The sequence below is a fragment of the Rossellomorea sp. QJM3NY_18 genome, assembly GCF_056173145.1.
Genome location: NZ_CM149659.1, coordinates 3,112,546 through 3,136,996, shown reverse-complemented (window position 1 = coordinate 3,136,996; position 24,451 = coordinate 3,112,546). Strand labels below are relative to the sequence as shown.

The 24,451-nt window shown below is 42.1% G+C and carries 34 protein-coding genes and 1 pseudogene; 25 read left to right on the top strand and 10 right to left on the bottom strand.

All coding sequences use genetic code 11. The features are described from left to right. Positions 1–28: 28 nt before the first annotated feature. Positions 29–1,729 (bottom strand): pyruvate oxidase, encoded by a 1,701-nt coding sequence (locus AC0VXY_RS16210; RefSeq protein WP_475525847.1) that lies wholly within the window; start codon positions 1,727–1,729, stop codon positions 29–31. Positions 1,730–1,843: 114 nt separating this feature from the next. Here AC0VXY_RS16210 and gpmA point away from each other — a divergent pair, with 114 nt between their 5' ends. Continuing rightward, positions 1,844–2,611 (top strand): 2,3-diphosphoglycerate-dependent phosphoglycerate mutase, encoded by a 768-nt coding sequence (gene gpmA, locus AC0VXY_RS16205; protein ID WP_475525846.1) that lies wholly within the window; start codon positions 1,844–1,846, stop codon positions 2,609–2,611. 79 nt (positions 2,612–2,690) lie between these two features. Here gpmA and AC0VXY_RS16200 read toward each other — a convergent pair whose 3' ends face one another. The 3 genes from AC0VXY_RS16200 to AC0VXY_RS16190 form a co-directional block, all read right to left on the bottom strand. Continuing rightward, positions 2,691–3,029 (bottom strand): type II toxin-antitoxin system PemK/MazF family toxin, encoded by a 339-nt coding sequence (locus AC0VXY_RS16200; RefSeq protein WP_475525845.1) that lies wholly within the window; start codon positions 3,027–3,029, stop codon positions 2,691–2,693. Then, entirely contained in the window at positions 3,019–3,216 is a 198-nt protein-coding gene (locus tag AC0VXY_RS16195; protein WP_475525844.1) for a DUF2281 domain-containing protein, read from the bottom strand. The genes AC0VXY_RS16200 and AC0VXY_RS16195 overlap by 11 nt, the downstream gene beginning before the upstream one ends. Before the next feature lie 470 nt (positions 3,217–3,686). Continuing rightward, complete coding sequence (locus AC0VXY_RS16190; protein ID WP_475525843.1) at positions 3,687–4,913, bottom strand: TolB family protein; 1,227 nt, start codon at positions 4,911–4,913, stop codon at positions 3,687–3,689. Positions 4,914–5,061: 148 nt separating this feature from the next. Between AC0VXY_RS16190 and AC0VXY_RS16185 the strand changes: the two genes are divergently transcribed. From AC0VXY_RS16185 to AC0VXY_RS16120, 14 genes and pseudogenes are all read left to right on the top strand, one after another. Continuing rightward, entirely contained in the window at positions 5,062–5,532 is a 471-nt protein-coding gene (locus AC0VXY_RS16185) for a DinB family protein (protein ID WP_435989870.1), read from the top strand. Positions 5,533–5,669: 137 nt separating this feature from the next. Then, the gene (locus tag AC0VXY_RS16180; RefSeq protein WP_435989871.1) at positions 5,670–6,086 is read left to right on the top strand and encodes a MarR family winged helix-turn-helix transcriptional regulator; all 417 of its coding nucleotides are present in this window, start codon (positions 5,670–5,672) and stop codon (positions 6,084–6,086) included. Continuing rightward, positions 6,077–6,445 carry a DUF3147 family protein gene (locus tag AC0VXY_RS16175; RefSeq protein WP_435989872.1) on the top strand — a complete coding sequence of 123 codons (369 nt, stop codon included), beginning with the start codon at positions 6,077–6,079 and terminating at the stop codon, positions 6,443–6,445. The genes AC0VXY_RS16180 and AC0VXY_RS16175 overlap by 10 nt, the downstream gene beginning before the upstream one ends. 103 nt (positions 6,446–6,548) lie before the next feature. Beyond that, positions 6,549–7,094 (top strand): N-acetyltransferase family protein, encoded by a 546-nt coding sequence (locus AC0VXY_RS16170; RefSeq protein WP_475525842.1) that lies wholly within the window; start codon positions 6,549–6,551, stop codon positions 7,092–7,094. A gap of 12 nt (positions 7,095–7,106) precedes the next feature. Beyond that, a complete protein-coding gene (locus tag AC0VXY_RS16165) occupies positions 7,107–7,847 on the top strand; it encodes an HAD family hydrolase (protein WP_475525841.1) in 741 nt (246 codons plus the stop codon). A 78-nt stretch (positions 7,848–7,925) separates the two neighbouring features. Further along, positions 7,926–8,276: a nuclear transport factor 2 family protein gene (locus AC0VXY_RS16160; protein WP_475525840.1), complete on the top strand. Its 351-nt coding sequence runs from the start codon at positions 7,926–7,928 to the stop codon at positions 8,274–8,276. Between the two features lie 64 nt (positions 8,277–8,340). Beyond that, positions 8,341–8,733: pseudogene (locus tag AC0VXY_RS16155) on the top strand (DinB family protein); the annotation flags it as partial. Positions 8,734–8,882: 149 nt separating this feature from the next. Then, complete coding sequence (locus AC0VXY_RS16150; RefSeq protein ID WP_475525839.1) at positions 8,883–9,200, top strand: hypothetical protein; 318 nt, start codon at positions 8,883–8,885, stop codon at positions 9,198–9,200. 181 nt (positions 9,201–9,381) lie between these two features. Beyond that, positions 9,382–9,579 carry a hypothetical protein gene (locus AC0VXY_RS16145; RefSeq protein ID WP_475525838.1) on the top strand — a complete coding sequence of 66 codons (198 nt, stop codon included), beginning with the start codon at positions 9,382–9,384 and terminating at the stop codon, positions 9,577–9,579. Positions 9,580–9,696: 117 nt separating this feature from the next. Next, the gene (locus tag AC0VXY_RS16140) at positions 9,697–10,158 is read left to right on the top strand and encodes an NUDIX hydrolase (protein ID WP_475525837.1); all 462 of its coding nucleotides are present in this window, start codon (positions 9,697–9,699) and stop codon (positions 10,156–10,158) included. Beyond that, positions 10,155–10,916: a hypothetical protein gene (locus AC0VXY_RS16135; RefSeq protein WP_475525836.1), complete on the top strand. Its 762-nt coding sequence runs from the start codon at positions 10,155–10,157 to the stop codon at positions 10,914–10,916. The genes AC0VXY_RS16140 and AC0VXY_RS16135 overlap by 4 nt, the downstream gene beginning before the upstream one ends. A 115-nt stretch (positions 10,917–11,031) precedes the next feature. Then, on the top strand, positions 11,032–11,556 hold the full coding sequence (locus tag AC0VXY_RS16130) for a phosphoribosylanthranilate isomerase (RefSeq protein WP_475525835.1): 525 nt from the start codon (positions 11,032–11,034) through the stop codon (positions 11,554–11,556). 54 nt (positions 11,557–11,610) lie between these two features. After that, the gene (locus AC0VXY_RS16125) at positions 11,611–11,820 is read left to right on the top strand and encodes a hypothetical protein (protein ID WP_098350720.1); all 210 of its coding nucleotides are present in this window, start codon (positions 11,611–11,613) and stop codon (positions 11,818–11,820) included. A gap of 49 nt (positions 11,821–11,869) precedes the next feature. Beyond that, positions 11,870–12,274: a hypothetical protein gene (locus AC0VXY_RS16120; protein WP_475525834.1), complete on the top strand. Its 405-nt coding sequence runs from the start codon at positions 11,870–11,872 to the stop codon at positions 12,272–12,274. 73 nt (positions 12,275–12,347) lie between these two features. Here the strand turns inward: AC0VXY_RS16120 and AC0VXY_RS16115 are convergent, their stop codons facing one another. Beyond that, a complete protein-coding gene (locus tag AC0VXY_RS16115; protein ID WP_475525833.1) occupies positions 12,348–12,842 on the bottom strand; it encodes a hypothetical protein in 495 nt (164 codons plus the stop codon). A 133-nt stretch (positions 12,843–12,975) separates the two neighbouring features. On the opposite strand from AC0VXY_RS16115, the gene AC0VXY_RS16110 reads away from it, so the two are divergent. The 5 genes from AC0VXY_RS16110 (at position 12,976) to AC0VXY_RS16090 (ending at position 15,713) form a co-directional block, all read left to right on the top strand. Further along, positions 12,976–13,776, top strand: a complete 801-nt coding sequence (locus AC0VXY_RS16110; protein WP_475525832.1) for a class I SAM-dependent methyltransferase — start codon at positions 12,976–12,978, stop codon at positions 13,774–13,776. Between the two features lie 36 nt (positions 13,777–13,812). After that, positions 13,813–14,340 carry a chloramphenicol phosphotransferase CPT family protein gene (locus tag AC0VXY_RS16105; RefSeq protein WP_475525831.1) on the top strand — a complete coding sequence of 176 codons (528 nt, stop codon included), beginning with the start codon at positions 13,813–13,815 and terminating at the stop codon, positions 14,338–14,340. A 21-nt stretch (positions 14,341–14,361) separates the two neighbouring features. Further along, the gene (locus AC0VXY_RS16100) at positions 14,362–14,700 is read left to right on the top strand and encodes a hypothetical protein (RefSeq protein ID WP_475525830.1); all 339 of its coding nucleotides are present in this window, start codon (positions 14,362–14,364) and stop codon (positions 14,698–14,700) included. 81 nt (positions 14,701–14,781) lie between these two features. Then, the gene (locus tag AC0VXY_RS16095; protein ID WP_475525829.1) at positions 14,782–14,976 is read left to right on the top strand and encodes a hypothetical protein; all 195 of its coding nucleotides are present in this window, start codon (positions 14,782–14,784) and stop codon (positions 14,974–14,976) included. Positions 14,977–15,260: 284 nt separating this feature from the next. Next, the gene (locus tag AC0VXY_RS16090; RefSeq protein ID WP_475525828.1) at positions 15,261–15,713 is read left to right on the top strand and encodes a GNAT family N-acetyltransferase; all 453 of its coding nucleotides are present in this window, start codon (positions 15,261–15,263) and stop codon (positions 15,711–15,713) included. Positions 15,714–15,755: 42 nt separating this feature from the next. Here AC0VXY_RS16090 and AC0VXY_RS16085 read toward each other — a convergent pair whose 3' ends face one another. Continuing rightward, positions 15,756–16,721 carry a quinone oxidoreductase family protein gene (locus tag AC0VXY_RS16085; RefSeq protein ID WP_475525827.1) on the bottom strand — a complete coding sequence of 322 codons (966 nt, stop codon included), beginning with the start codon at positions 16,719–16,721 and terminating at the stop codon, positions 15,756–15,758. A 305-nt stretch (positions 16,722–17,026) separates the two neighbouring features. Here AC0VXY_RS16085 and AC0VXY_RS16080 point away from each other — a divergent pair, with 305 nt between their 5' ends. The 5 genes from AC0VXY_RS16080 (at position 17,027) to AC0VXY_RS16060 (ending at position 21,430) form a co-directional block, all read left to right on the top strand. Further along, positions 17,027–18,301 (top strand): MFS transporter, encoded by a 1,275-nt coding sequence (locus AC0VXY_RS16080; RefSeq protein ID WP_475527881.1) that lies wholly within the window; start codon positions 17,027–17,029, stop codon positions 18,299–18,301. Between the two features lie 122 nt (positions 18,302–18,423). Then, positions 18,424–18,825: a cytidine deaminase gene (locus AC0VXY_RS16075; protein ID WP_475525826.1), complete on the top strand. Its 402-nt coding sequence runs from the start codon at positions 18,424–18,426 to the stop codon at positions 18,823–18,825. Between the two features lie 199 nt (positions 18,826–19,024). After that, positions 19,025–20,065: a DUF4362 domain-containing protein gene (locus AC0VXY_RS16070; RefSeq protein WP_475525825.1), complete on the top strand. Its 1,041-nt coding sequence runs from the start codon at positions 19,025–19,027 to the stop codon at positions 20,063–20,065. Between the two features lie 110 nt (positions 20,066–20,175). Continuing rightward, positions 20,176–21,069: an alpha/beta fold hydrolase gene (locus AC0VXY_RS16065; protein ID WP_475525824.1), complete on the top strand. Its 894-nt coding sequence runs from the start codon at positions 20,176–20,178 to the stop codon at positions 21,067–21,069. Continuing rightward, positions 21,029–21,430, top strand: coding sequence for a GNAT family N-acetyltransferase (locus AC0VXY_RS16060; RefSeq protein WP_475525823.1), 402 nt, complete (start codon positions 21,029–21,031; stop codon positions 21,428–21,430). Before AC0VXY_RS16065 ends, AC0VXY_RS16060 begins: the two co-directional genes overlap by 41 nt. Before the next feature lie 100 nt (positions 21,431–21,530). Here AC0VXY_RS16060 and AC0VXY_RS16055 read toward each other — a convergent pair whose 3' ends face one another. From AC0VXY_RS16055 to ytrH, 4 genes are all read right to left on the bottom strand, one after another. Then, positions 21,531–22,547, bottom strand: coding sequence for a DUF4179 domain-containing protein (locus AC0VXY_RS16055; RefSeq protein ID WP_475525822.1), 1,017 nt, complete (start codon positions 22,545–22,547; stop codon positions 21,531–21,533). After that, positions 22,544–23,107, bottom strand: a complete 564-nt coding sequence (locus tag AC0VXY_RS16050) for a sigma-70 family RNA polymerase sigma factor (protein ID WP_475525821.1) — start codon at positions 23,105–23,107, stop codon at positions 22,544–22,546. The genes AC0VXY_RS16055 and AC0VXY_RS16050 overlap by 4 nt, the downstream gene beginning before the upstream one ends. Positions 23,108–23,500: 393 nt before the next feature. Next, the gene (gene ytrI, locus AC0VXY_RS16045; protein ID WP_475525820.1) at positions 23,501–24,034 is read right to left on the bottom strand and encodes a sporulation membrane protein YtrI; all 534 of its coding nucleotides are present in this window, start codon (positions 24,032–24,034) and stop codon (positions 23,501–23,503) included. Further along, positions 24,004–24,339 (bottom strand): sporulation membrane protein YtrH, encoded by a 336-nt coding sequence (gene ytrH / locus AC0VXY_RS16040; RefSeq protein WP_034756917.1) that lies wholly within the window; start codon positions 24,337–24,339, stop codon positions 24,004–24,006. Before ytrH ends, ytrI begins: the two co-directional genes overlap by 31 nt. Positions 24,340–24,451 lie beyond the last annotated feature (112 nt).

Genomic DNA, 24,451 nt, shown 5'->3' with positions numbered 1-24,451 from the left:
TTGCATTTCAAGGTCCGTCCCTCATCTTTTACAACGGTGGAAGGTCAAACTTTCCTTCTTCGAATAGTTGTTTAAGCATGTGTTTCGTATAGCCGGCGGCTTGGGAGAACTGGATTTTGGCCGGCATTGGTGCTTCGTCAGCGTCGACTACGACGTCGATGATGCATGGTTTCTTTTGTTGAGTCGCTTTTTGGAGTGAAGGCAGGATGTCCTCCGGGCGTTCGACACGGTATCCGACTCCACCACAGGCTTCAGCGTATTTGGCGAAGTCCGGGTTCTGTAAGTTGGTGCCGAACTCAATATTCCCCATTACTTCCTGCTCGAATTTGATCATAGCGATCTTATGATTGTTTAGGATCACGACAATGATAGGTAAATCATATTTGACTGCTGTGACGAAGTCCGCCATCGTCATGGCGAATCCTCCGTCCCCGCATATCGCGAACACCTGACGATCCGGATAGGCGATTTGACCGGCGATGGCACCAGGAAGGCCGCAGCCGAGGGTAGCGAGCCAACTCGAAATGACAAAGGACTGATTGGTGATCGGAAAATGCCTTGCCATCCACACCGTTACGTTTCCGACGTCAACGGACAGGACGGCGTCGTCGGACGCGACTTCCTTAAGAGCATGAATCAGTCGCTGCGGTTTGAGCGGGACCGATCCATCCTCCTCTTGTGATTCTAAGTTATCCCACCATTTAACCGTACGCTCCTGATTTTTCTCCAGGAATGTTCGATCTTCTTTCCTTAAGACATGTTCGGTGAGCCACTTAAGGGAAGTGCCGGCGTCCCCGGCAAGACCGACATCGACGGGGTAGCGCTTCCCTATTTGAGATGGGTCAATGTCAATATGAATCGTTTTGGCACTGTCAGGCAGGAATCCGGTGAAGGGGAAAGAGGTCCCGATCATCATGAGCATATCCGCTTCCTGCATCGCTTCATACGAAGGCTTTGTCCCAATCAGTCCGAGACCTCCCAGGCAATACGGATGCTTATCAGGGATGACCCCTTTACCAGGCAGGGTCAACACGATGGGTGCCCCCACTTTTTCAGCAAAGGATAATAGTGTTTCCCGGTGCCCGTGGACGCCTTTTCCGGCAAGGATGATTGGTCGTTCCGCACCCTCGATGAGTTCTTTTGCCCTTTGCAAATCCTCAGGAAGAGGTGAAATGTCCTGTTTCACTGAAAAATTTGCCGTAACACGAGCTTCTTTTCCGACTTCAAAACGAGGGATGTCATCGGGAATTGTTAGAACAGATACCCCTTTTTTCGCATAGGCGGTCCGGATCGCCTGATTGACGACGGCAGGGAGCTGATCTGCGGACATGATGCGTTGATTATAAACAGCCACATCGTCGAACATCCGCTCAAGATTCACTTCTTGAAAAGAGTCCGTCCCTAAAAGGTCCGTTTCGACTTGACCAGTGATCGCTAAAACAGGGGCTTTATCAAGTTTTGCATCGTACAATCCGTTGAGAAGGTGGATGGCTCCGGGACCTGCAATCGCCGTACATACCCCCAGTTTTCCCGTTAATTTCGCATATGCAGCAGCGGCCAGTGCCCCTGCTTCCTCATGCCTGACTTGGATGAATTTGATTTTGTCCTGTCTTTTCCGAAGTGGTTCTATAATGGAATTGATGGAGTCCCCGGGCATGCCGTAAATATGGTCGACTCCCCATTCAATTAAGAGATCAATTAATTTTTCTCCAGCGTTTTGTTTGAACATTACATCGTCTCCTCTCAAAAATGGTTATTCCTATTTTGGTACAATACTCCCTAAATTACTCAATATTTCTATTCCGAGATGCACATACTGAAAAAAAGATCTGGAGTGATGAAAATGAAGAAGCTTGTGTTCCTTCGTCACGGCGAGAGCCTCTATAATCTTGAAAACAGGTTCACCGGTTGGACGGATGTCGATTTAACCGATGACGGCTATACAGAAGCAAGAAAAGCAGGGGCGGTCCTGAAGAAACACGGGTTCATTTTCGATGTTGCCCATACATCGGTCTTGAAAAGGGCGATCCGGACGCTATGGATCGCTCTCCACGAAATGGACCTGGTCTGGATTCCCGTGTATAAATCATGGAGGTTAAATGAGCGGCATTATGGGGGTCTGCAGGGACTGGATAAAGATGAAGTGACGGAGCAATTCGGGGAAGAGCAGGTTCATGAATGGAGAAGGTCGGCCGATATCCGGCCACCGGCCATTTCAGAAGAGGGTCATCGCGGCAACCTGTCCGATCCGAAATACGCCACCGTTGGCAAGGAGAATATGCCACTATCAGAAAGTCTCCTCGATACAGAAAAAAGGGCTCTCGTCTATTGGCATGAGGAGATTGTCCCGAGCATCCGGAACAATAAGCGTGTCATCATCTCAGCACACGGAAACACGCTCCGGGCCCTCGTGAAATTCCTTGACCACATCCCAAATGACGGGGTTGTCAGTCTCAATATCCCCAATGGCATCCCACTCGTGTATGAATTGGATGACGACTTGAACCCCATCAGGCATTATTATTTGGATGACGAGGGAGAGGTTCCTCATGATCGAATTCCGCGGCATATGGATATGGAGGATAGGGAGAATTGGGATTGGATGGGGTGAGGGACAAGGGAAAAGGACAGTTGTTTAATGTATGAAAATGAGAAATGGCCAGTGGTTAGATGCCACTGGCCGTTTCTTGTTATTTAATTAACTCATTAAGTTTTGTTCGAACTTCTTCTAAAACTCTGTTATGAACTGCTCCAAATTTTTTTCTTACAATATCTTTTGATAATGTGTAAACTTTGTCGGCTCTAATTGCAGATGTAACCTTCAGCTCACCATCTTTTAAATCTTTTGCTTCAATTATCACTGAATAATCAAGGTTCCTTAATTGTGAGGTAACAGCCATAACTACAATATCGTCAGTTGTTTTATTATAACGGTCACTTGAAATTACGAGAACAGGACGTTGCTTTCTATTTGTTAAATCACTGAATGGAACAGGTAATAAAACTATATCACCTTGTTTATACATCATTCCACACCTTATCATCAATGTCATTATCCCAAAAATCCAGGCTACTTTCACTGGCTTTTGCTAAATCATCTGATAAGCTTTTTTCTCTTTTTATTTTCAGGTACTCTGCGAAGTCCAAAATTTTATTGACTTCTTGTTCAGGTATTTCATCAATTATCTTAAGTAAACGCTCTTTAGCTGTATTCATATTGCGTTCACCTCTTCCGTAAGAGTAGTTTATTCTATTATATTATCATGACATGTTTTCTTCAACGATATTCCAAATGTAAAAGATTCTCATGTTATACATGTATTCTTTACTTAATAAAGAATTGAAAATTGATTGTGAGGTTCTATTAGGTTTGGGTTGGATGCGAAACTCCCATATTAGACTGCAGATTGTCTCCTTTTCAGCTGGGAGTTGTCTCCAAAGACCTCCATCCTGCCCGAATATGTGATGATTTCTCTGGTAGGAAGCATTTTCCCGGGAGGATCATGCGAGATTAGGGATGAATCATGCCAGATGGAAGATTTTAGAGCGGGATCTGATTTTTTCATGCGGGTATAGTATTTATCATGCGAGAATTCGAATAATCCTGCCAGCATGTCGAATTTCCTTTATATACTTTTGGGAAGTAAAGCACATCCCTGGCATAAAATCACTATCCATTGACTCAATCACCCTGGGTAAAATACGATCTCCTCTATATCCAGAAGCCACTCCTTAGCTTCAGTCCCATCCGTATTACCAATCCACAGATCCCTTTTCATATCAGTAAGGGATTTCCCCCTTAACCAAGAGAGTTTTCCAATGGAAGGGATATACTGAGGAGCATAGTCCCCATACCCTTTAGGAGGACTCGTTATCTTCGTTTGTTTCTTCGAATCGATATTCAAGGTGTAAAGGACGGGCAGCGGATGCTTGTTAAAGTCGTTCGTCCACTCCTGTTCCTTAATCCTCGACACGACCAGTGATTTGTCAGTCATCCAATCAAAGTCAACATCAGCATAATCAGCAGGTGTGTAAGTTCCTGACGCAGGCATTTCTTTCACCTTTATATCCTTGTTTTTGAAGCCGAACACGATTCTTCCGCCGCCTGCGATATAGGCTAAAGTATCGGTTGAAGGTGACCATTTGGGCTGTCCTACCTGCAAAATCATTTCATCCAATACCTCGAAATTCTTCCCGAGATTATCAATGACACAGACCATATCGCTGTCCATGGACCAGGAAGCGGTGGGAGATACGACAAATGAAATCCAGTTGCCGCTGGGTGAATAGGTCAGCTCTTCTGCATTGACGGCAATCAGTTTGTTTTGTTCATTTGTCCCGATTTCTTTAGGTAGTGTGAAAAACGGCTCCACGCCTCCGAACAAAACAATATCCTCATAGTTTTCGCCGACTTTTTTAGTAAACAAAGAGGCGCTTGACCATCCATCCGGGTTAAGGGTTCCTGATGAAGAAAGAAGGAATCCACTGCCGTCCGGAAGCCACGTGAAATCACTGACCCCGGTTGCGATGTTGTAGAAGCGGTTGAGGTCAGAGATATCTAATATCCCTTTGTCATTATAGGCGATATGGTTTTTATGGGGAGCCCATTCCGGTGTGGTGCCATTATATGAAATTCGATTCTCTTGTCCGGTTTGGAGATTGTAAGTCCATAGTTCTGACTGCCCTTCCGATGCTGTCTCTACTTGATAGGCAAGGAGGGTGCCATCAGTCGACCATTTGGGCTTAGAGTGAACATTACCGGTATTGGTTAGTTGTTTTTCCTTTCCATCTACCAAGGTCCACACATTCCCCTCCCTGACAAAAGCGGCTTTCACTTGATTTACTGGGGCTGCAGATGTGGCTAATGGAAAAAGTAGAAACAGGACGATGGTCAGGAGGATTGCTTTTTTCATTTGGTAAGGCTCCTTTTTTGTAGATGGTCTTACTATTTTCCTTAAGGGAAAACTTTATGTGACAAAGAAGGTATTTCAAAAGAAGGAGTTCTTCCCTTTATGATGAAATACTATCCATGGCACGACAATATAAAGGAGGCAGACGAAAATGAATCGTACCGATCTACTCTTAAGAATGCTCGACACTACATACGACCAGGAAAGTTGGTATGCACCGTTAAAAACAGCAATTGAAGGGCTCTCTGCAGAACAGGCTTGTTGGAGACCGGATGGAGAAGCGACGAAAACCATTTGGGAGAATGTGAATCATCTGATTTATTATAAAGAGAGAATGACGGCAAAGTTGGAAGACCGTGAATGGACGAATACTCTTGATGGCAATGATACTTTCTACCTGACCGAGCAACTAAATGATGACAAGGAATGGGGGGCAGTCGTTGCACGTGTTGAGGCGGCTCATCGGGGATTAAGAGAGGCGCTTGGTAAAACAACCGAGGCAAAGATTGAAGAGGATTCCCTTGAGGAAAAGCTACTGGACATCATGCTTCATGATGCTTACCACACCGGGCAAATTATGCAATTGAGGAAGATGCAGGGGTCGTGGCCGTCGCATCGGTGAGTGGCGGGAGAGAAATTTATAAAAAAGCTGGGGATCAAAAATGATCTTCAGCTTTTTTCTATGTAGAAAATAAAACCCTTTATTTTACATCGTATATTACGATATAATCTTTAGTAACGATATAAAGGGGTGTTTTTTTGAAAGATAAAGTTATGTTGGTAAATCAGTATTGGACAGATATTTATTTTCACTTGCATTATCTCCATAGAGAAAAAATTTCTCATCAGGTGGTGCGTATTCTTCAACTTGTAGACAAGAAGTCAGGGGTTGGAGTAAATGAAATTGCTTCATACTTACAAATTTCTCATAATACTGCGTCAGAACATGTGAAGAGAACGATTGAAAAAGGGTATTTAGTGAAGGTGAGAGATCCCCTTGATGAACGAAAAGTAATTCTGAGTTTAACTGAATCTGGGGAAGAGGTTCTGTATCGGAATACAAGCCTTGATGAAGAAAAGCTAGGAAAGGTTCTGGAGCAACTGAACGATCATGAAGGAGAACTGGTTGAACAAGCTCTCAAAATACTAAGTAAGAGGGCAAAAAAATGTACGTAATGGCGAAAATTATTGTATCAGCAATTGTTATAGGTGTGGTGACTGAAATTTCAAGAAGGTTTCCTTCATATGGTGGAATAATCGCTGCACTGCCTTTAGTGAGTTTACTGAGTATTATTTGGCTCTACGTTCAAGGAGAACAATCCACTGAAATAAGCAAATTTGCATTAGGGGTCCTTTGGGGATTCCCGGCTACCGCTTTCCTTCTGGTAATCGTTTATGTAGCGATTCAGCATTCGATCAATCTATTTTTATCTATTGGGATAGGAATATGTGGCTGGGGATTGTTCTTATCCATTCAAGAGTTGTTTTTGAAATATTTTAAAGAATCTTTTATAAATTGGTTCGTTCAGAAATAGGACATGTGCAGTTTTTTCTCTAGTAGATCAATAGTGTTGTTATGAATTAGAAATTATTGGATAATGGGTATAGGCTTAATCATCAAAGTTGGGAGAAATTAAAATGATCATTAATCCAATAAAATTTCATAATCGAAATCTAACCTATACCATAAGATCAGCAAAAGTAGAAGATGCTCAGAAATTGTCAGAAGTACGGCTGCAGGTAGACGGAGAGACGGAAAACATGGATAGGGAAAAAGGTGAAGCGTACATAGATGAAGCGGGTTTTAAACAAATAATCAGAGAAGATACAGAGAGTCCCCTGAATCTCTTTTTGGTTTGTGAAGTGGGGGACAGGATTGCAGGTTTCTCCAGGTGTGAAGGGAAATCATTAAAGCGCATCGCTCATAAAGTTGAGTTCGGTGTAGGAGTATTACAGGAATTCTGGGGATACGGCATTGGAAAAAATCTATTAAAAGAGAGCATACGCTGGGCAGATGAGAACGACATTAAGAAGATCACTTTGAATGTACTTGAAACCAATGAAAAAGCCATCATGCTCTATAAGAATAAAGGTTTTGAAGTTGAAGGAGTATTGAAGAGAGATAAATTATTATCGGATGGACGTTACTACAATACTGTGGTGATGGGACGATTTCATCCGTAAGGGGTGGTTCCTATGAATCTGACATATAAGCCAATGAAAAAGTATAGCCTTCTTTTATTTGACCTGGATGACACGTTGCTTGAAAATTCCTCATGGTTTGACGATGGACTGGTTCAGACTCTTGCGGAACATCCATTGACAAAGGGAATGGATGGACAACAATTTTTGAAGAGAATAAAACAACCTCCAAGATTTCTAATAGATAAACTTGTAAGTGGTGAACTAACTACATTTGAATTTAAAAGAGAAAGATGGAAGAGTGCTCTTGATTCCTTTGATGTGAAAGCAGACATTGAGGAAATTGATCGACTGGAATCACTCTTTAATAACGCAAGTATGAACTTTATAACGGTTGACGAATCAGTGTTAAATTTAATGAATGAACTGAATAAGCATTTTGAAGTTGGAATTGTTACAAACGGACTTTATGACCCTAAACAAAAGATACTCAACATGGGTTTAGGAGATATATTCAGCCAGGATAAAATATTCCATGCAGAACCATTAGGTTTTAGAAAGCCTGATTCCAGAATCTATACTACTGCTCTAGAAGCATTTAATAAGAAACCTGAAGAGACGATATTCATAGGTGACTCGTGGACGCATGATGTTGTTGGTCCCATGGAAGCAGGGATGGAAGCGATATGGGTCAATTTCAGAGGGGAAGAAAAGCCAACGCATCATACTCCGTATGCAATTGTGTCTTCTATTATGGAAATAAGAGATATTTTGGTGAGTGGCAGTGGTAAATAGTCAGATACGAGCGAAAAAAAGAGATATTAGATAAGTACGGAATTCTATGGAGCCGTACAAAAGGAGGAGAAGAAAGTTATGAATGAAACTTTAAAAGAACAACTCCACCAGCTAGAAGAGAACCTATTGAAACCAGAAATTCGCTCATCCAAAACAGAGCTCAACAGAATTCTAGCAGATGATTTTTTTGAAATTGGGAGTTCGGGTAAGATACTTTATCAAGATGAGGAGATCAGTGAAGAAGGTATTGGTTTAGTGAAGATGACAATGGATCACTTTGAAGTTCATCCATTATCTGATGAAATCGTACTGACTACATATAGAATTTTCAACGAGGAAACTCAACAACATTCGTTAAGAAGTTCGGTTTGGAAATTGGCAGATGAAAGATGGCAAATGGTATTTCATCAAGGTACCAGGGTAAGTTAGGATACAAATTTTTTCTTAGGGGTGAAAATATGCAAAATGCTAAGCCTAGAAGGGGTTATCTAATGATGATTTGGACTTGGTTAGAGCTGAAGGGAAATGGTCCATTCGACAAACCGTGCTGCATTTCATTGATTCGGACTTGACCATGTTCCATCGTATTAAGTTTGCGCTCGCTGAAGACGGTAGAATTTATAAGAATAATCCATTCGACCCCAATCTATGGGAAACGGGAACGAATTACAAAGGTCGTTCAATTGAAACCGAGGTATCCCTTTTTAAATTGATACGGGAACACGTACTCAATCTTTGTGAGAGCTTACCGGACTCCCTCGATAGAAAAATTCAAACGGAAGACCAGGGTGAGCTGACCGTTAGAAAAATGATCAAGATGGTAGCAGGACATGCAAAAGGTCATCTCGAACAGATTGAAGAAACAAGAGACATTCATCACGTGTGAGGCGAGAAGCTTATCAAATTCTAATGATAAGCTTCTTTTTTATAACTATATATTGAGTTGTTGTCAGTAAACTGGAATAATTGGAATTGTCAGTAATAAAGCTATTGTATCAGGGGGGGGAACTTTATTTGAAAAAAATTAGCATTTTTATGATTAGTATTTTAGTTGTCCTTTCTCTGTTCGGCTGTGGAAATAATGGAATCAGCAGCAAGGAAGCGGAGAACATTGCAATGGAACAATTTGAAAAGGATGTAAAGAAACACAATGAAACTGCCGTTAAAAAAATCAATCTAAACGATGTCGAACTCCTTTCGAAAGAAACCAATTTCAGCAGCTCGTCCAGGGCTTGGGAGCTTACATTTAATTATAAAGACTGGTTTAAGAGAGAAGATAATGTCTCGAATTCGATTGCTCAATATAGTGTGAATCTTGATGGCGAGATCATTCGTAATTCGAATTCATTTTAAGATTTGTAGACGCAATAATCACATGTTAGGAGTGTATCCTTATGATTAGAAAATTCGTCATACTAATAGGAACGATTCTTCTATTAAAATGAGTGAAGACACTAAGGTTAAGGTAACGGTGAAGTGGGATGATCAAGAGGAAACATTTCCTCTAGAAAAAAATTAAAAAAGGATGGATTCTATGTCAGAGAAACCGTTTCAAGTGGGGTTGTGGTTGACAGCCGTGCTGGGCTCGCTTGCCCTGTTTGTTGCGACAAAAATCATCTGGAATGAAGCGAATGATGTCCTTTTACTGGTTTATTTAGTTGTTGGGTTTCTGATGAATTTGGTTGTTTCGAAAATCACAAAATGGAAGACTGAGGAAGTAGATGAAAGGTAAATTCAAATGATCTTGAATCAGGTTGAATTATATTATTTTTGAAATACGGATAAATAGTTGTTCAAACTGGTTGAATAAGTGTAAATGGCTGGTTTTTCATGTCACAAGGAGGAAATAATGAACTACGTCAAAGACCTGCGTAAACTCGTTGGCACCAGACCCCTCATTCTCCCCGGGGCTGTCGTCATAATCCTAAATGACCAACAGAAAGTCCTTCTGCAGCACCGGACAGACGGTGGCTGGGGGCTACCGGGAGGATTGATGGAACTGGGTGAAAGTTTAGAGGAGACGGCAAGGAGAGAAGTGAAGGAAGAAACCGGTCTTGAGATTGGGGAGCTGGCTCTTGTAAATATCTTTTCCGGTAAGGACTATTATTTCAAAGTATCGAATGGGGATGAACTATATTCCGTCACGGCTGTTTATGTCACAAAGGACGTGAGAGGGAAAATGGACATCGATGAAACCGAATCGGTTGCAGTTCAATTTTTTAAACTGAATGAATTGCCGGATGGATTAACGGATGAATATAAAAGCTATATTATGCCATACATAGATCAATTAAAGAAGGTGCAAGAATGAACGCTTCAGAAAGCATTTTAAAAACATGGACAAAATTTAATGATTTTCCCATGGAAACATTAACGAAAGTCTGGTTTTATCAGCAGGGGACTGAGAAGAAACAGCGGGATGTCTCTCTTATGCGTGAACATCGGGAACAATTCGGCATGTCGGGGAATTGTTTCGATCTCGCTCTTTGGTTACTGGATGAGTTTAAAAGAGCTGGCGTGGAGGCATATCCTGTCGGCCATAACTTAAATTCGGAAGAGGCTCACGCAGCCGTCATCGCTTTGAATGAAAAAGGGGAACGATTTCTTTGTGACCTGGGCGATCAGTGGTTGAATCCTATTTTAATAGATACGAAGAGTCCCGATTACTCCAACGAAAAAGTAGATGGTTTCTTTCCTGCTGCAAAGGTGCAGGTTCAAGCTCATCCATCAGGTACTGAAATCCTCTATCATAGACCGAATGGAAAGGTATCGAAACAAGTTTTCCAGACTGAACGAATTGAGATGGATACCTTCTTAAAGGCTGCTGAGCATTCTCAACATATGATTAAGAATCATCCATTATTGGAGTGCAGAATCCCGTACCAATCCGAAACGGCGCATTGGGAGTTTTATAATTGGGAGAGCTTTCTGAGTACGACAGAAGGATTAATGAAAGACTCGAAGCTTGAGACGGTGTACGAATGGGCTGAAAGGATTCATGGGAAAACGGGATACAACAAAGCAATTCTAATCGAAATCTTAAAGTATTACAGAAACATTCAAGTATAAAGGGGAAAAACAGTAATGAAAACATCTCAATGGCCAAACATAACATTAAGGGAATTGACACTGAATGATGCCGTCGACCGACTACAGATGAGTATTCTTAGGGAGGGATTTTTCAATGAAGGCGAATGAAAAATTCAAGGAATTTATTAATATTGCCAGGAAGCTGAATGGTATCAGAATCACTCCATTGCTGATGGGATCGGTGGGATTGGAAGTGATCACCGGCAGGAGCTGGGATGCACAGGATCTGGACATCCATGTGCCTGGCGATAAGCGGGGATGGGAAGTACCTGCAGAAACATCCATACATAACTGGAGTGAAATTGTAGAGATCATGAATTCCTTGGACTATAAGCTGATAGATCTACATGAACATGAATTCTCGAAAGCTGGACTATCCGTGGAGTTTGGGATCATCGATACGCTGCCGGCATTTGCTAGAGTTCGTATGGAAGATTTAGAGATTCATCGAAAGGGAGAAGTGACCTATTATTTGTTGAATCAGGAACAATACTTGCGTGTCTATGAAGCGTCATCTAAAGACAGCTATCGGGCAGATCAGAATAATCATAAGGACTTGGAGAAGATCGAGTATTTGAAACGTGAGTTAAGATCTCATAGTGAAGAAGCAAACTCATAAACTGTTTATGTTACAGTAAAAATAAGGCAAATTCGAAATGAGGGAGGTGTAATCATGTATTTCTTGATCTTTCTGGGGATCGTCATCTTATATTTTGCCATCCGTATTTTCATCGGTTCAAGGAAAATGGAGTTTTATGGAGACAGCATTAAAAAGAATTCGTCAGATCCAAGAGACGAAGCTTATCAAAAGTCGGCTCAACATTCTCAACAAGCCACGAATGCCAATCATCAAACAGGTGGTGGCGGTGGTCCATCAGCTTAATTTTTCATCAATTTTCAAGGAGATATGAAAAGAAAGTGAGATGTTTGTCTTGAGAAGCTTGCCTTTCTCCCTCTCTCTCGTAGTAGGTTTGGTAGTTGGCTGTAATAACCATGAAGTTAAGCATAATAAAGACTTCGAGAAGTCCATCTATTCTATGGTTAAAGATCATAACAACAGGGAAATTGAGGTCAATTCAATAGCAGACTTCAAGTGGGACAAAGCTTACCTGTTTGAACCCTATTCCCCCGAAGAGCACATTGAAAAGCAGTTGGGGGTTGAATTTAACGACCCAAGCAATATCAGTAGTAGAGATGATATCTATTTACTTGTTTTTCTAAATGAGGGTATAGTGACTCAGTATGCAGAAATAAATCGTCAAAAAGGGAATTTTTCAACTGGGGGAAAAGAGTATCTGTCCCCAAGTGAGGATGGATTGAAGATTGAAAGCCAGTAACATCGTAGACTCTCTCATATTTGCCAAACTAAAAGGGAAATCCTTATTTCAGTCGTTCCCTTGGGTGTAAGGTTTACTGGTTCAATTTCTCCAATAATCCCCCATCATCCATATTCCGGATCGTCACAATTTCCCCATCGTCATTGAGATTCATTCGTCCACTGACCGTTGTGGTATTGGATTCACCATTTTTCTCATATTCCACTTTGACTTCATAATCATATGCGAGATCTTGATCTTTCTTAACTTCAATATTACTTGGATTCAATTGATACCCTTTTTCATAAGCGATACGCTGATAAAATAAAATATGATTCGTATTCAACATATCTTCCCAGTCCATCACCAGGGGCTTATAGTTCTCTTCTACATACCCTTTTAATTGTGGTGGAAAGGCACCATCTTGTTTAAATGCATCCGAGAGTTCCTTATCAGGTCCAGTGAATTCATTTTTCAAAAAGGTTTGGATGGTTTGCACATTCTCATCACTTTCCTTAGGTGCACTGCATCCTGCCACCAAAGTTAACAGAGCTGTTAATATGACCAATTTAATAGCCAGGTTTTTCATCTGCTAAACCCCCTTCTTATTATTCTATACGTGTTGAAGTGGGGAATGTTTCAAATTATTTTAATGAGTATTTGGACCTGAATGCAGTTGGGTCTTAGTAGGAATAAAAAAACAGTGTGTGGAGGGAGAAAACATGAATTCATTAGAAGAACAATACCGTAATCCAACGAAACTTAATACCCGGATCAACATTCACGAAAAATATAGTGAAAATAAAGTGGATTGGCATCGATGGCTTTTTGAACAAATAAACATATCTCCTAATAGCAGGGTTCTTGAAATCGGATGTGGAGACGGTACTTTTTGGTTGAAAAATAGAGATCGGATTGATTCTAGTTGGAGCTTAACTCTCTCTGATTATTCAGAGGGGATGGTCCAGTCTGTTCAACAGAATTTAATAGAAATACCTAATATCCAGTACACTCAACTTAACATCGAGGAAATTCCTTTTGAAGATAACCGTTTCGATGTGATCATTGCCAACCATATGTTGTATCATGTCCCGAATAGAAAGAAAGCTTTAAGTGAAGTAAGGCGAATTTTAAAGCCAGGTGGAACATTCTACAGTTCAACGATCGGTCAGAATCATTTGAAGGAATTTGGTGAGTTGTTAAAACGCTTTGATCCAAATCTCGACTTTCCATCTGCTAGAGAACATGCTTTGAACTTCGGAGTGGAAAATGGGGCTGAGCAGCTTCAGGGCTATTTCGATGAAATCGTCTATAAAAATTTTCCAGGTGGGTTGAAGATTACAGACGAAAAAGCCATTGTGGATTATCTGCTTTCTTCGAATACCGAACTTAGTGAAATCTTAGTCGATGACACGTTAGAAGAGTTTCTTCGTTTCCTTGCATCTGAAAAAGAAGCGAACAATGGAGTTATTCATATCACAAAGTCAACGGGATTGTTTGAGTCTAGATCATTTAGCTTGTAAGTCTATCCATTTTATAAGAAAAGCGAGGCAATCACTATGACCAATATCATCATCCTAAACGGAGGCTCAAGCTCCGGCAAAACGACCCTCGCAAATCGTCTCCAAAATTCGTTTTCAGAGCCATGGCTGAGATTCAGCATAGATGATCTGATCGAGTCAATGCCTGATGCCATGCTTAAGAAAGACAGCGGAATTAAATTGAATGAGGACGGATCGGTCAGTCCAGGTGCGAATTTTAGAGAGCTGGAATCGGCATGGATGCACGGTATTGGAGAGATGGCACAAAGAGGAGCCAGGATCATTATCGACGATGTTTTCCTTAATGGAGTGGAAGCCCGCAAACGATGGGAAGCTTCCTTGGAAGGATTACAGGTGCTGTGGGTTGGCGTCTTCTGTGATCCGGTCGTAGCGGCTACACGTGAGAAAGATAGAGGAGACCGCATTGAAGGCATGGCTGTCTCACAGGCTACTATCGTGCACAAAGGTATGAATTATGATGTAACGGTGGATACATCCAAGTCATCGGCTGAGGAATGTATTCAATTGATTAAACAAAAAGTGTAAGTTTATTAAAGGTGGTATATTGTGTTATCAAAAAAGAGAATGTTCATTTCAGGAATCGTTATATTCATCATGTTATTTGCCATATTGGATTATACATCTCCAACTAGCGAAGAAATGGAACAATGGATGTTGGATGAGAATGACATTGTTTGTACAAATGATGAAGGAGTTAATTACTGTGAAAAAGACAATCAAGCCGTCTGGGGACGATCCGGACACTTTAAAAATGTTGGATTTTTTTCTTCATACGAGAGGAATTATGAGTATGATACGGGAGAACAACTGACCTTCAGAACCTTTGGCTTTCTAGGTAAGATCATCCCAATGGAAGGTGGTCGAGTTTGGGAGGTAGTGAATTAATTCATATCGAAAGCAGCACCTATCGATAATGGATATTTATGTTAAAATCTATTATATCTTATTTTTCCTGGAGGAAGATTCATGACTAATGTATCAAAGGGTATCGTATTTGTTTTAACAGGAATTTTATTCTTATTATTATCATTCATTCTTCCGCTCCCAACCCCGTTGTGGGCTGTCATCCTTAGTGCGAGTATTATTCTAAACTGTGCAGGGACTGCGTTTCTTATAAGGTTCATTCAGGAAACTGATCAGAAGGAGAAGGAGTTGGAATAGAAAGTTATATGAAAAGCGGCAGAAGTTATGTGGCATTCTTTCTATTTTAAAGTACAAAAAAATAGCTTACCAACAACATTGGTAAGCCGCTACAAATAAGGAATTTTTCGATTTACATAAGGGGTCCTGCCTTAAACCACTATCTTCAAGATGAAGAATAATTTCAGTATACTATTTATTTCAGGTTAGTAAAGGTGATATGCCTAGATGAATATTTTTTTCTTAATATGTTGTTCAGAATAAGTTATGTTTGAAAATCTTTAGGAATTCAGTGGAGGTAGGAAATGATTATTAGAAAGCGAAACAAAGATGAAGAACTTCCCATGGAGTTGCTTCTCCTGGCAGATCCTTCAGAGACAATCGTGAAGGAATATACTACCAGAGGAGAATGCTTTGTAGCGGAGCTCGAAAAGAAAATCGTAGGCGTTTACGTCTTACTGCCAACAAGACCGGAAACGATCGAGCTAGTGAATGTCGCGGTTGCCGAAGAGCTGCATGGGAGAGGGATAGGTAAGCAGCTTGTGATGGATGCCGTAAAGGTGGCCAAGGAGAAAGGGTACAAGACCATTGAAGTGGGGACCGGGAATGCAGGCGTTGGCCAATTAGCCCTTTATCAAAAATGTGGTTTCAGGATCGTTGGGGTGGATTTGGACTTCTTCATCAGACACTATCCTGAAGAAATTTATGAAAACGGAATTCAGTGCAGGGATATGATCCGGTTGTCTCAAGATTTATAGAAAGAGACCCTTCCGAGTTGGAAAGGGTCTCTTTCGATTTTTTTAAGGGGTCAATAAAATCTTCCCTGTGCTTTTCCTGCTTTCCAAATACTCGTGTGCTTTTGCACCCTCGCTTAAAGGAAAGACCGTTGGTTCAGAGACCTTTAACTTTCCTGCTTGGATCCAGCCGAACAATTCGTGGGAACGGTTCACCCGTTCTTCGTGAGACGTCAATACATTCCATAAGTCCCCGCCGGTCAGGGTTTTCGAGGTGTCCATCAGCATCCGTGGATCAACTGAAACAGGATCGCCTCCTGCCATACCGAAGAAGACGACCGTCCCACCGATGCGAGTTGATTCGAAACTGTCCATCAGAGTCGAACCGACTGATTCATATACCAAGTCCACGCCGTTACCATCTGTTACATCCTGCACGCTCTGTTTCCAGTCTTCCCTGTATAAAAACATATGGTCGGCTCCAACAGCCAACGCTGCCTGTCTTTTTTCTTCCGTAGATGTTAACCCGATGACAGTTCCGCCCATTATCTTAATGATTTGGACAAGCAGCTGCCCGACCCCGCCTGCTGCTGCATGGACTAAAACGGTATCCCCACTCTTGATACTATAGCTGTCTTTCGTTAAGTAATGGGCTGTAAGGCCTTGTAACAAAAGGGATGCAGCCGTTTCATACGATATGTCATCCGGCAGTGGGATGGCTTTATCCTTTGGTACGGCCACCAGTTCCGCATTCGCATAAGGTACATCGGCAAAAGCGATGCGGTCCCCAACAGCTATTCCTTGCACGTTGGCCCCAACCTTTTTGACGACGCCTGCTCCTTCATACCCACATATGTACGGTGGATCTCCTGCTAAGTGGTAATTCCCTTTTCTTCTATATACATCGGCGAAATTCAACCCAATTGCCTTCATCTCCACGAACATTTCATCCGGTCCCATTTGGGGAGAATCAATCTCCTGATAGTGAAGGACATCCGGTCCGCCGAACTTTTCAAATACAAGTGCTTTCATTATGTAATCTCCTCTTTAACATCATTCTCTTTTAGTGTAACCAGTTGTTTGGTTTTTGACTAGGGAAGAGCTTATCTTTCAGCCTCATGGGTACTTCCAGGTGCCTATGCCACTTCAAAGTGCGTTCTTCCCAAAAAGGTAGCTGGCCCTCATAATTCAATTTAGCTTTTCAAACAGTACCTGCCTATTTTCATTGAAGAGGTTTGAAAGGCATATAGGCACCTAGAAGTCCCTAGGTTACAAAAAAGTACCTACATGACTTTAAAGTACGTACTTCTCATAAATGATTGTACCCATTATCATATGTGTACAGAGAAACGGAAGGCGCCTTCGTTTTCTCATTTCAATTAAAAAAATTAGGAGGAAGTTACGTTATGAGTTCAACTTCAGCTACTATACATCAGTCAAAAACGAAAGGCAGCACACCGGCGTTACTTGCCCTTGCCATCAGTGCCTTTGGAATCGGGACGACAGAGTTTGTTCCCGTTGGATTATTATCATCGATTGCCGATGATTTATCGATATCAATCACACTCGCAGGATTATTGATTTCAGGTTATGCCATAGGAGTCGCCATCGGGGCACCGGTATTAACCGCATTAACAAGTAAGATGAGCAGAAAATCTCTGTTAATGTCTTTGATGCTCTTATTCATTGTAGGAAACTCGGTTGCGGCCATGTCCACAAGCTTTGGGCTATTGCTTGTAGCCCGTTTTATCACAGCATTTTCACACGGGATTTTCTTCTCGATCGGATCAACGATTGCGGCCGATCTCGTACCTGCCCATAAGCGGGCCAGTGCCATTGCCTTCATGTTCACAGGATTAACGGTTGCGACTGTTACAGGAGTACCACTTGGAACATTTATTGGTCAGGCATTCGGATGGAGAGCCACATTCTGGGGAGTTGCTGTTCTCGGTATTGTCGGAATCATTGCCAGTTCCATCCTTGTACCAAAGAACCTTAAAGAAGCACCACCAACCAAGTTCAGTGAGCAATTGAAGATTTTAACAAACGGTCGATTATTATTAGCTTTTGCCATCACAGCCCTTGGATATGGCGGAACATTCGTCGCGTTCACATATTTAACGCCTTTACTACAAGACGTAACAGGATTCAGCGCGAAATGGGTAAGTATCATCCTTCTTGTATACGGAATTGCCGTTGCTATTGGAAATGTTGTCGGAGGAAAAGCATCCGATAAAAATCCGTTAAAAGCATTATTCTGGATGTTTGCTATGCAAGCCATCATTCTAGTAGTTCTTACATTCGCAGCACCATTCAAAGTGGCGGGTCTCATCGCGATCTTCCTGATGGGATTATTCGCATTCATGAACGTGCCTGGACTGCAGATCCTTGTGGTGAACCTGGCTGAAAAATATGTCCCTTCAGCGGTCAATGTAGCATCTGCCCTGAACATCGCCGCATTTAACGTGGGGATTGCCATCGGTTCCTTTGTCGGAGGACTTATCGTGGATGGAATCGGTTTGATTCATACGCCTTGGATTGGTGCCATCATGGTGGCTGGAGCGGTTGTGTTGACCGCATGGCTGCGAGGTATTGAACGGAAGAGGGCTTAAAGGCGAAAATGTAAGAATGATAGAGAGTAAGCTCTTTGATGACAGGACTCTGAATTCCCCTGGTAAAATGGAAAACTTAACCGTAGTATTGGAAATATAGTATTTTTAACAGGGGGCAAGAGATGAATATTGAACAAACCATATTTGATGCAGCGGTAGCTTTAATCGAAAAAAGATACCCAACTGGTTGGGGCGGTGCTGCGGCCATGTATACAAAAAGCGGGGAAATCCTGACCAGCGTTTCCCCGGAAATCATCAATGCGTCGACGGAGCTTTGTATTGAAACGGGGGCCATATTGGAGGCACACAAGTTGGATACGGAAGTGAGTCATTCAATCTGTGTAGTACGTGATGATGAAAACTCCGAGTACAAAGTATTAACGCCTTGTGGAATTTGCCAGGAGAGGCTTTTTTATTGGGGAACGAATGTGAAGGTAGGCATCTACCATCCAGAAGGCGAACTCGAATTTAAAACATTAAAAGAAGTACAGCCTTTTCATTGGTATGAAGCCTACAGGAAGTAAATGTCAGGAACATTTCAAAAATACGAAATGTTCCTTTTTTTAATGCTATAATATGGTTGGATAAAAAAGGGAGTTGTCATCGTTAAGTATCCCGGGTTCATATTATATCGCCTGGATGTCTCAGTTTTTTGTGTAATAGCAAACCGCTTGTAACGGGAAATGGTATGTAAGTCAATTTTAGAATATATGGGGGGAGTCTATGAAACATCCAAAATGGTTATGGATATTTGCCATCATCTTGGTCTTTCTCACAGCATGCAATGAATCCAATCAGAAAGCAGAACCTACTGCAGAACCTACTGAAGAAAACGATTCTGAACTTAGTGCAGATGTAGTGAACATGCATGGTGGGATTTCAGGATTGGATAAAATGGAGAACTATTTTCAGCAGGTAGCGAAGCAGAAAAAAGGAGATTTGAGAGTCGTATCCTACACGATCGAGGGAGATCCCATACTCACGGATTTAGCTTACGATGGGAAACACATCAATGTGACATTCGACCACACAAGAGACCAGTATGGCAATGGAGAGGTGAAGTCCTTTCAATGCGGAAAACTGAAACGGGAAGAGAATCCCACCAATCTGTCCTATTATCTGACAGATTGTGATGGGGTAAAGGGTGAAACCTGGGGGGTTCTCGAGACTTCTTATGACGTAAAGCGCCAGGATGTGTTTGAGGTGGAGTTAAGGTATGGACCCAAAGAAGGAGAAAAACAAACGATTCAACTAAATGATGAGGATAAGCAGGAGGTCTATAAGCAGTTAGTGTTGGCAAATTATCTAAACTCCAAGCCTACGAGCGATGAATGTCCTAAAGAAAAACAGGCGGACAACTATCTGATGAAAGTGAAGATAAATGGAGGAGGCCGCACGCTTAACTGGAATGCATGCGGATCTCATGAAAGTTCTAAACCGTTCACTGACATTGCTGAGTACATTATTTATGCATCCAAACACCCTACAAAAACCAGTGAAAATGTCGTCTACGGTTACATCTTGGAGGTGAAGGAAAATCAGATCTTGATTGGAGAAGATTTGACGGCCGCTGATTTAGTGTCTCTGGAAAAGGTAAAAGTGGAAGATTTAGCGAATATGAACATTACGTTTTTATATGTAGAAACGGAAGACGCACAAGAATTTTCAAAGGGAGACAAAATTATCATGAAAGTCGATGAGGTGTTGGAGGAAGGTTCACCTGGAAGGGTTAGGGCAAGTGATATTAAGAAGGTAACTGAATAGATATAGGTAATGATCAACCTTACTTATAGGGAATCCCAGGTTGAAGAATCGTGAGTAATCAGGTTTCCCATTTCGGGAAGCCTTTTTTAAAGCTGATTAGGGGTGTAAGAATGAAGAAATGGAAAAGAACGTTATTGAATACAGAACGGGGGACATTTGAATTGTTCACTAAGGGGGAAGGGGACCCTCTATGTGTCACCCACCATTACTCGGAGTTCAATGAGACTGGAGACTATTTCGCGGAGACGTTCACAGAGACCAACCAGGTTTTCTTGATCAACTTGCGGGAAGCGGGAGAATCAGAAAAAGCCCATGAACCTTATCACTTGAGTATGCTGGAAACGATATTTGACCTGGAGGCGATCCGGGAAGCTTTAGGATTTCGTCAGTGGGGGTTTGCCGGTCATTCAACGGGTGGAATGTTAGGGGTACTTTACGGCATTCATTTTTCAAGAAGTCTGGATTACACGGTGATTGTCGGGGCGGCGGCAAGAGAGTATATGACCTTCTCGAAGGACTGCATATACAACGAATCTCATCATGACTTTAGCAGGATGCAGGAACTGATTGAAGCGTTAAAACAACCGGGCTTACCACATGGAAAAAGAAAAGAGCTATCAGTGGAAAGGACCAAGTTGTCTTTACATAAACCTGAAAGGTATAGTGAGCTATTTTCCCTCGGTATTCATAAAGGGATGTCGGCAGCACGGATGAACTTCTTTATCCGAGAATTGCCAATATATGATGTTACGAGAAAGCTGGAGTTTATTGGGGTCCCGACGTTAATCATGTGTGGCCGTTTCGATGTGCAATGCCCATTGAAGTACTCGATTGAAATGGCTGAGGGGATACCGGATTCGAGACTGGTCATCTTTGAGAGGAGTAATCATTATCCGTTTCTGGAAGAGGCAGAGCGGTTCACAGAGGAGTACGGGTTGTTTTTGAAGAAAAGGGGGGATGCTTATGGAAGAAATCAAAACAAAATCCATTCACCCGGATATTAAAAAACTATTATCCTTTGCAACTTCTGTAGAAAAAGTTGAAGAAGAATATGAGCGGTACATCCATTCCACCGAACGAAAATTATATGGGTTTACGGCTGGAGATGAAATGGTCGGATGTATAGGAGTTGAATTCCTGAATGAGGGAGAGTGTGAAATAAAGCATTTAGCCGTGATGCCGAAACACCGGGGCAAGGGGATAGGTCATAAGATGATCGATAATATCGTCCATTGCACTAGGATTACTGCTGAAACAGATCGGGAAGCAGTTTTGTTTTATAAGAAACTTGGGTTTGAGATTACGAGTTTGGGTGAGAAATACCCTGGGGTGGAGCGGTTTAGGTGTGTGATGGAAAAGCTTTAGTCAGATAGTTAATAGAAAGTGTGACCATCTGGTAAGATCACACTTTTATAAAAAACAAATCCCCTATTAAAATCGTTCAATTTCAATAGGGGAATGGGAATTATTTTTCTAAATCAAAGATGATCGGTTCGAGTTCAATTTCTGTATGACCTTTCCCCGACCCGAGACTGGCGATTTCAATGGGTTCGATGATGAGTCGGCTGGCTCCATCCTGGATGGTTCCGAATTCTGTTGTCCCTTCGTATGTTTTTCCGTTATCTGTTGAAAAACCGCCACCGCCCGTTCCGTCCATATACACATGACCCAGGTCGTCGGTCACTTTGAAGACGGGTGAAACCTCAGGCCACTCCTCTAGCAGATTGTCCGTCGCCACTTGTTTGTATGCAATGACGGTTGATACATCGGTGAACTCAACAGATTTCAACGTGAAGGTTACATCTTTACTCTGAACCGTTTCATTGATTAGCTGCAGGTCGCCTTCCAGCCGTTTTAATGAGAAGGCGAAAGACCAGTCTCCTTTGACTTCTGTATCATTGGACGTGCTGTAAAGAGTCTGAGGTTCCCAGGTTATCTCCACCTTCTCCGGAAAGTCGCCGCCTTTAAAGCTTGGGGTGATGGTGGACAGTCCGACATAGCGGGTAGGGCTGATCTTGGTGAGTTGACTGCTGCCGCCGCTTCCGTTCGCACCCTTAACGTCAAACCAATTCCCTCCGCTGTGTATGTCTTCCCCGAAGTCTTTGTCTGTTTCGATGGCATAGGATATTTTAATATTCGTGCCGTCATAAACGGCGTTATCAATCAGGATGGTCACACCATTGCTTGTTTCGGTAAGACCGATATCAGTCGAGTAGTCTTCAAACTCTTTGTACGGTTCATCAGTAAAATAGCGTATGACATCGTCCATAAACGGGAGTTGTGTGGCAAAAGACGGATACGCAAAGCTTGCGGCTGTGGAGACGCCGATCAGCATAACGGACGCGACGGCCATATTCCTCCAAACATTTGTCTTTTTACGTTTATTTAATATATGTTGTTTGACCCGCTTTTTTTCCAACTCCGTCACTTCTTCAAGTTCAAGTGAATCTATATCTAAATCCATCCATTCCTTCATGCTCATACCAGCCGCTCCTTTAATTTCACATTCGTAGCTAATTTTTTCTTTCCGCGGTATAACCGGTTATCCACCGCCGCTTTCGAAAGGTTGAGGTGATCTGCAATCTCCTTATTGGTTAAATCTAAATAATACTTCATCATGAAAATATCCCGATCCAGTTCCTCCAGCTGACTGATGGCTGCCAATAATTCGTTTTTTTCTTCCCGATGCAAAATGGATATATCGGTCCCGGGAGTACTTGATTTTGCAAGGAGGGATTCGTCCTGCTGTTCACGGGCATTCCGTTTTTCGGCCTGCCGGTATCGGTCGATTGCCTTGTATTTCGTGATCATCCCGATCCACTTTCTAAAGTCTTCACGCTCTCCTTTAAACTGATTTGCGTTTTGCCAGACTGTCAGGAAGACATCGTTGATACATTCATCGACGTCCAGACGATTTTGATTGTGTAGGATTTTTGTAGCGATTGTTTTCACAAGCGGCATGTATGCATCGATGATATACTCCAATGCATCCTCTTTTTTCTTTTTTAACCTGGTGATGAAATTGGTCGGTGAACTTTTCATTGAATTCGCTCCTTATATGGTTGAAAGGCCTTTACACTATATACAACGAAAGGATGTGGAAGTTATTCTCAGGTAAGTTGGAATTTTTTTGGACTTATTCCAGTATACAATTAAGGCTGGGTATGGAAGTGGGTAATTTTGTAATTTGACGCAATTATCGGTGGGAATTGGAAATGACGCAATCAAGGACGTTTTTGACGCAATTATCAAAATAATGACGCAATAAATTGAATTTTGACGCAATTGCGGTCGGAAATGACGCAATCATGATGAAAAAGAAGAAGATGTCTCTCAGAAAGCGTGTCAAAGAGGCAATCAAACAACCATTTCAAAACCATCGCGAGCAAATTAAACAAAAAAGAACCCATCACACGACAGGTTCATCCAACAAATCTAATCATCCTCATACTTCAACTCCAGCGTAATCTGAGTAGTCGTGTAAAAGTACATTTCCTTCACTTTCAGCCGGAAGTTCTTATCATTCAGCTTGACGGTTTTATTTTCAATGATTTTCTTGATGAGCTCTTTATTTCCGTACACCGTTTCTAAATCCTTGGTCAAAAGGCTCCGCAAATCTTCGCTCAGTTTGTCCTCGGTTTCATGAATACTGAGCAGTTCCACTTTTGTCTTGGTGTTATTGATGATCTTAATCTTGACTTCCTGGATGATCAGTTCGTTTTCGTTTTCCTGATTTAACTGTTTATATTCTTCCTGTAAGTAGGACAGGGTGTTTTTCAATTTGCTGATGTCGTTTTTTTGCTCTTCTATTTTCAGGGCCTGTTTTTCATGCATGGTGCCGAACATGAAGAGGAAGATCATCCAGCTGATGATGCCTCCTACGACCATTCCGGCGAAGAACCGCTGCCAGGAGGGAAGCCGGTAGAAAGGAGGGATCCTCATGACGGCATATGTTCCTGGGTGAGCCACGTGATGATCATGGCAGCGGTGTTCGCTCCTCCGAGTGCAGAGAGGATCCACAGGAATTGTTTGAAGAGTTCTTTTGTCTCCCCGTTCAGGAAGCCTTTTTCAAAGCTGTACACTGTATCGAATGTTCCGCCGATCGCTGCGATGATGGCCCAGATGCGCAGGAAATCGGATAGTCGTCTCATTTCAATGAACAGGGGCTGCCCCATGGCAAACGAGGCCAATCCGCCGAGCAGTGATCCGCCGAGCAATACCCCCATAGCGATAAAGAAGCTTTTGAATAATTCCGGAAAGAAAGCTTCCGCCATTTCATCATCTCCATCTATTACGTGTCTTTACGATAACTATATGGGATTCGGGGACAAGATATGAGGGAGAACATATTTTCTTTTTTGCGGTTTCTTACCTATAATAAAGGTA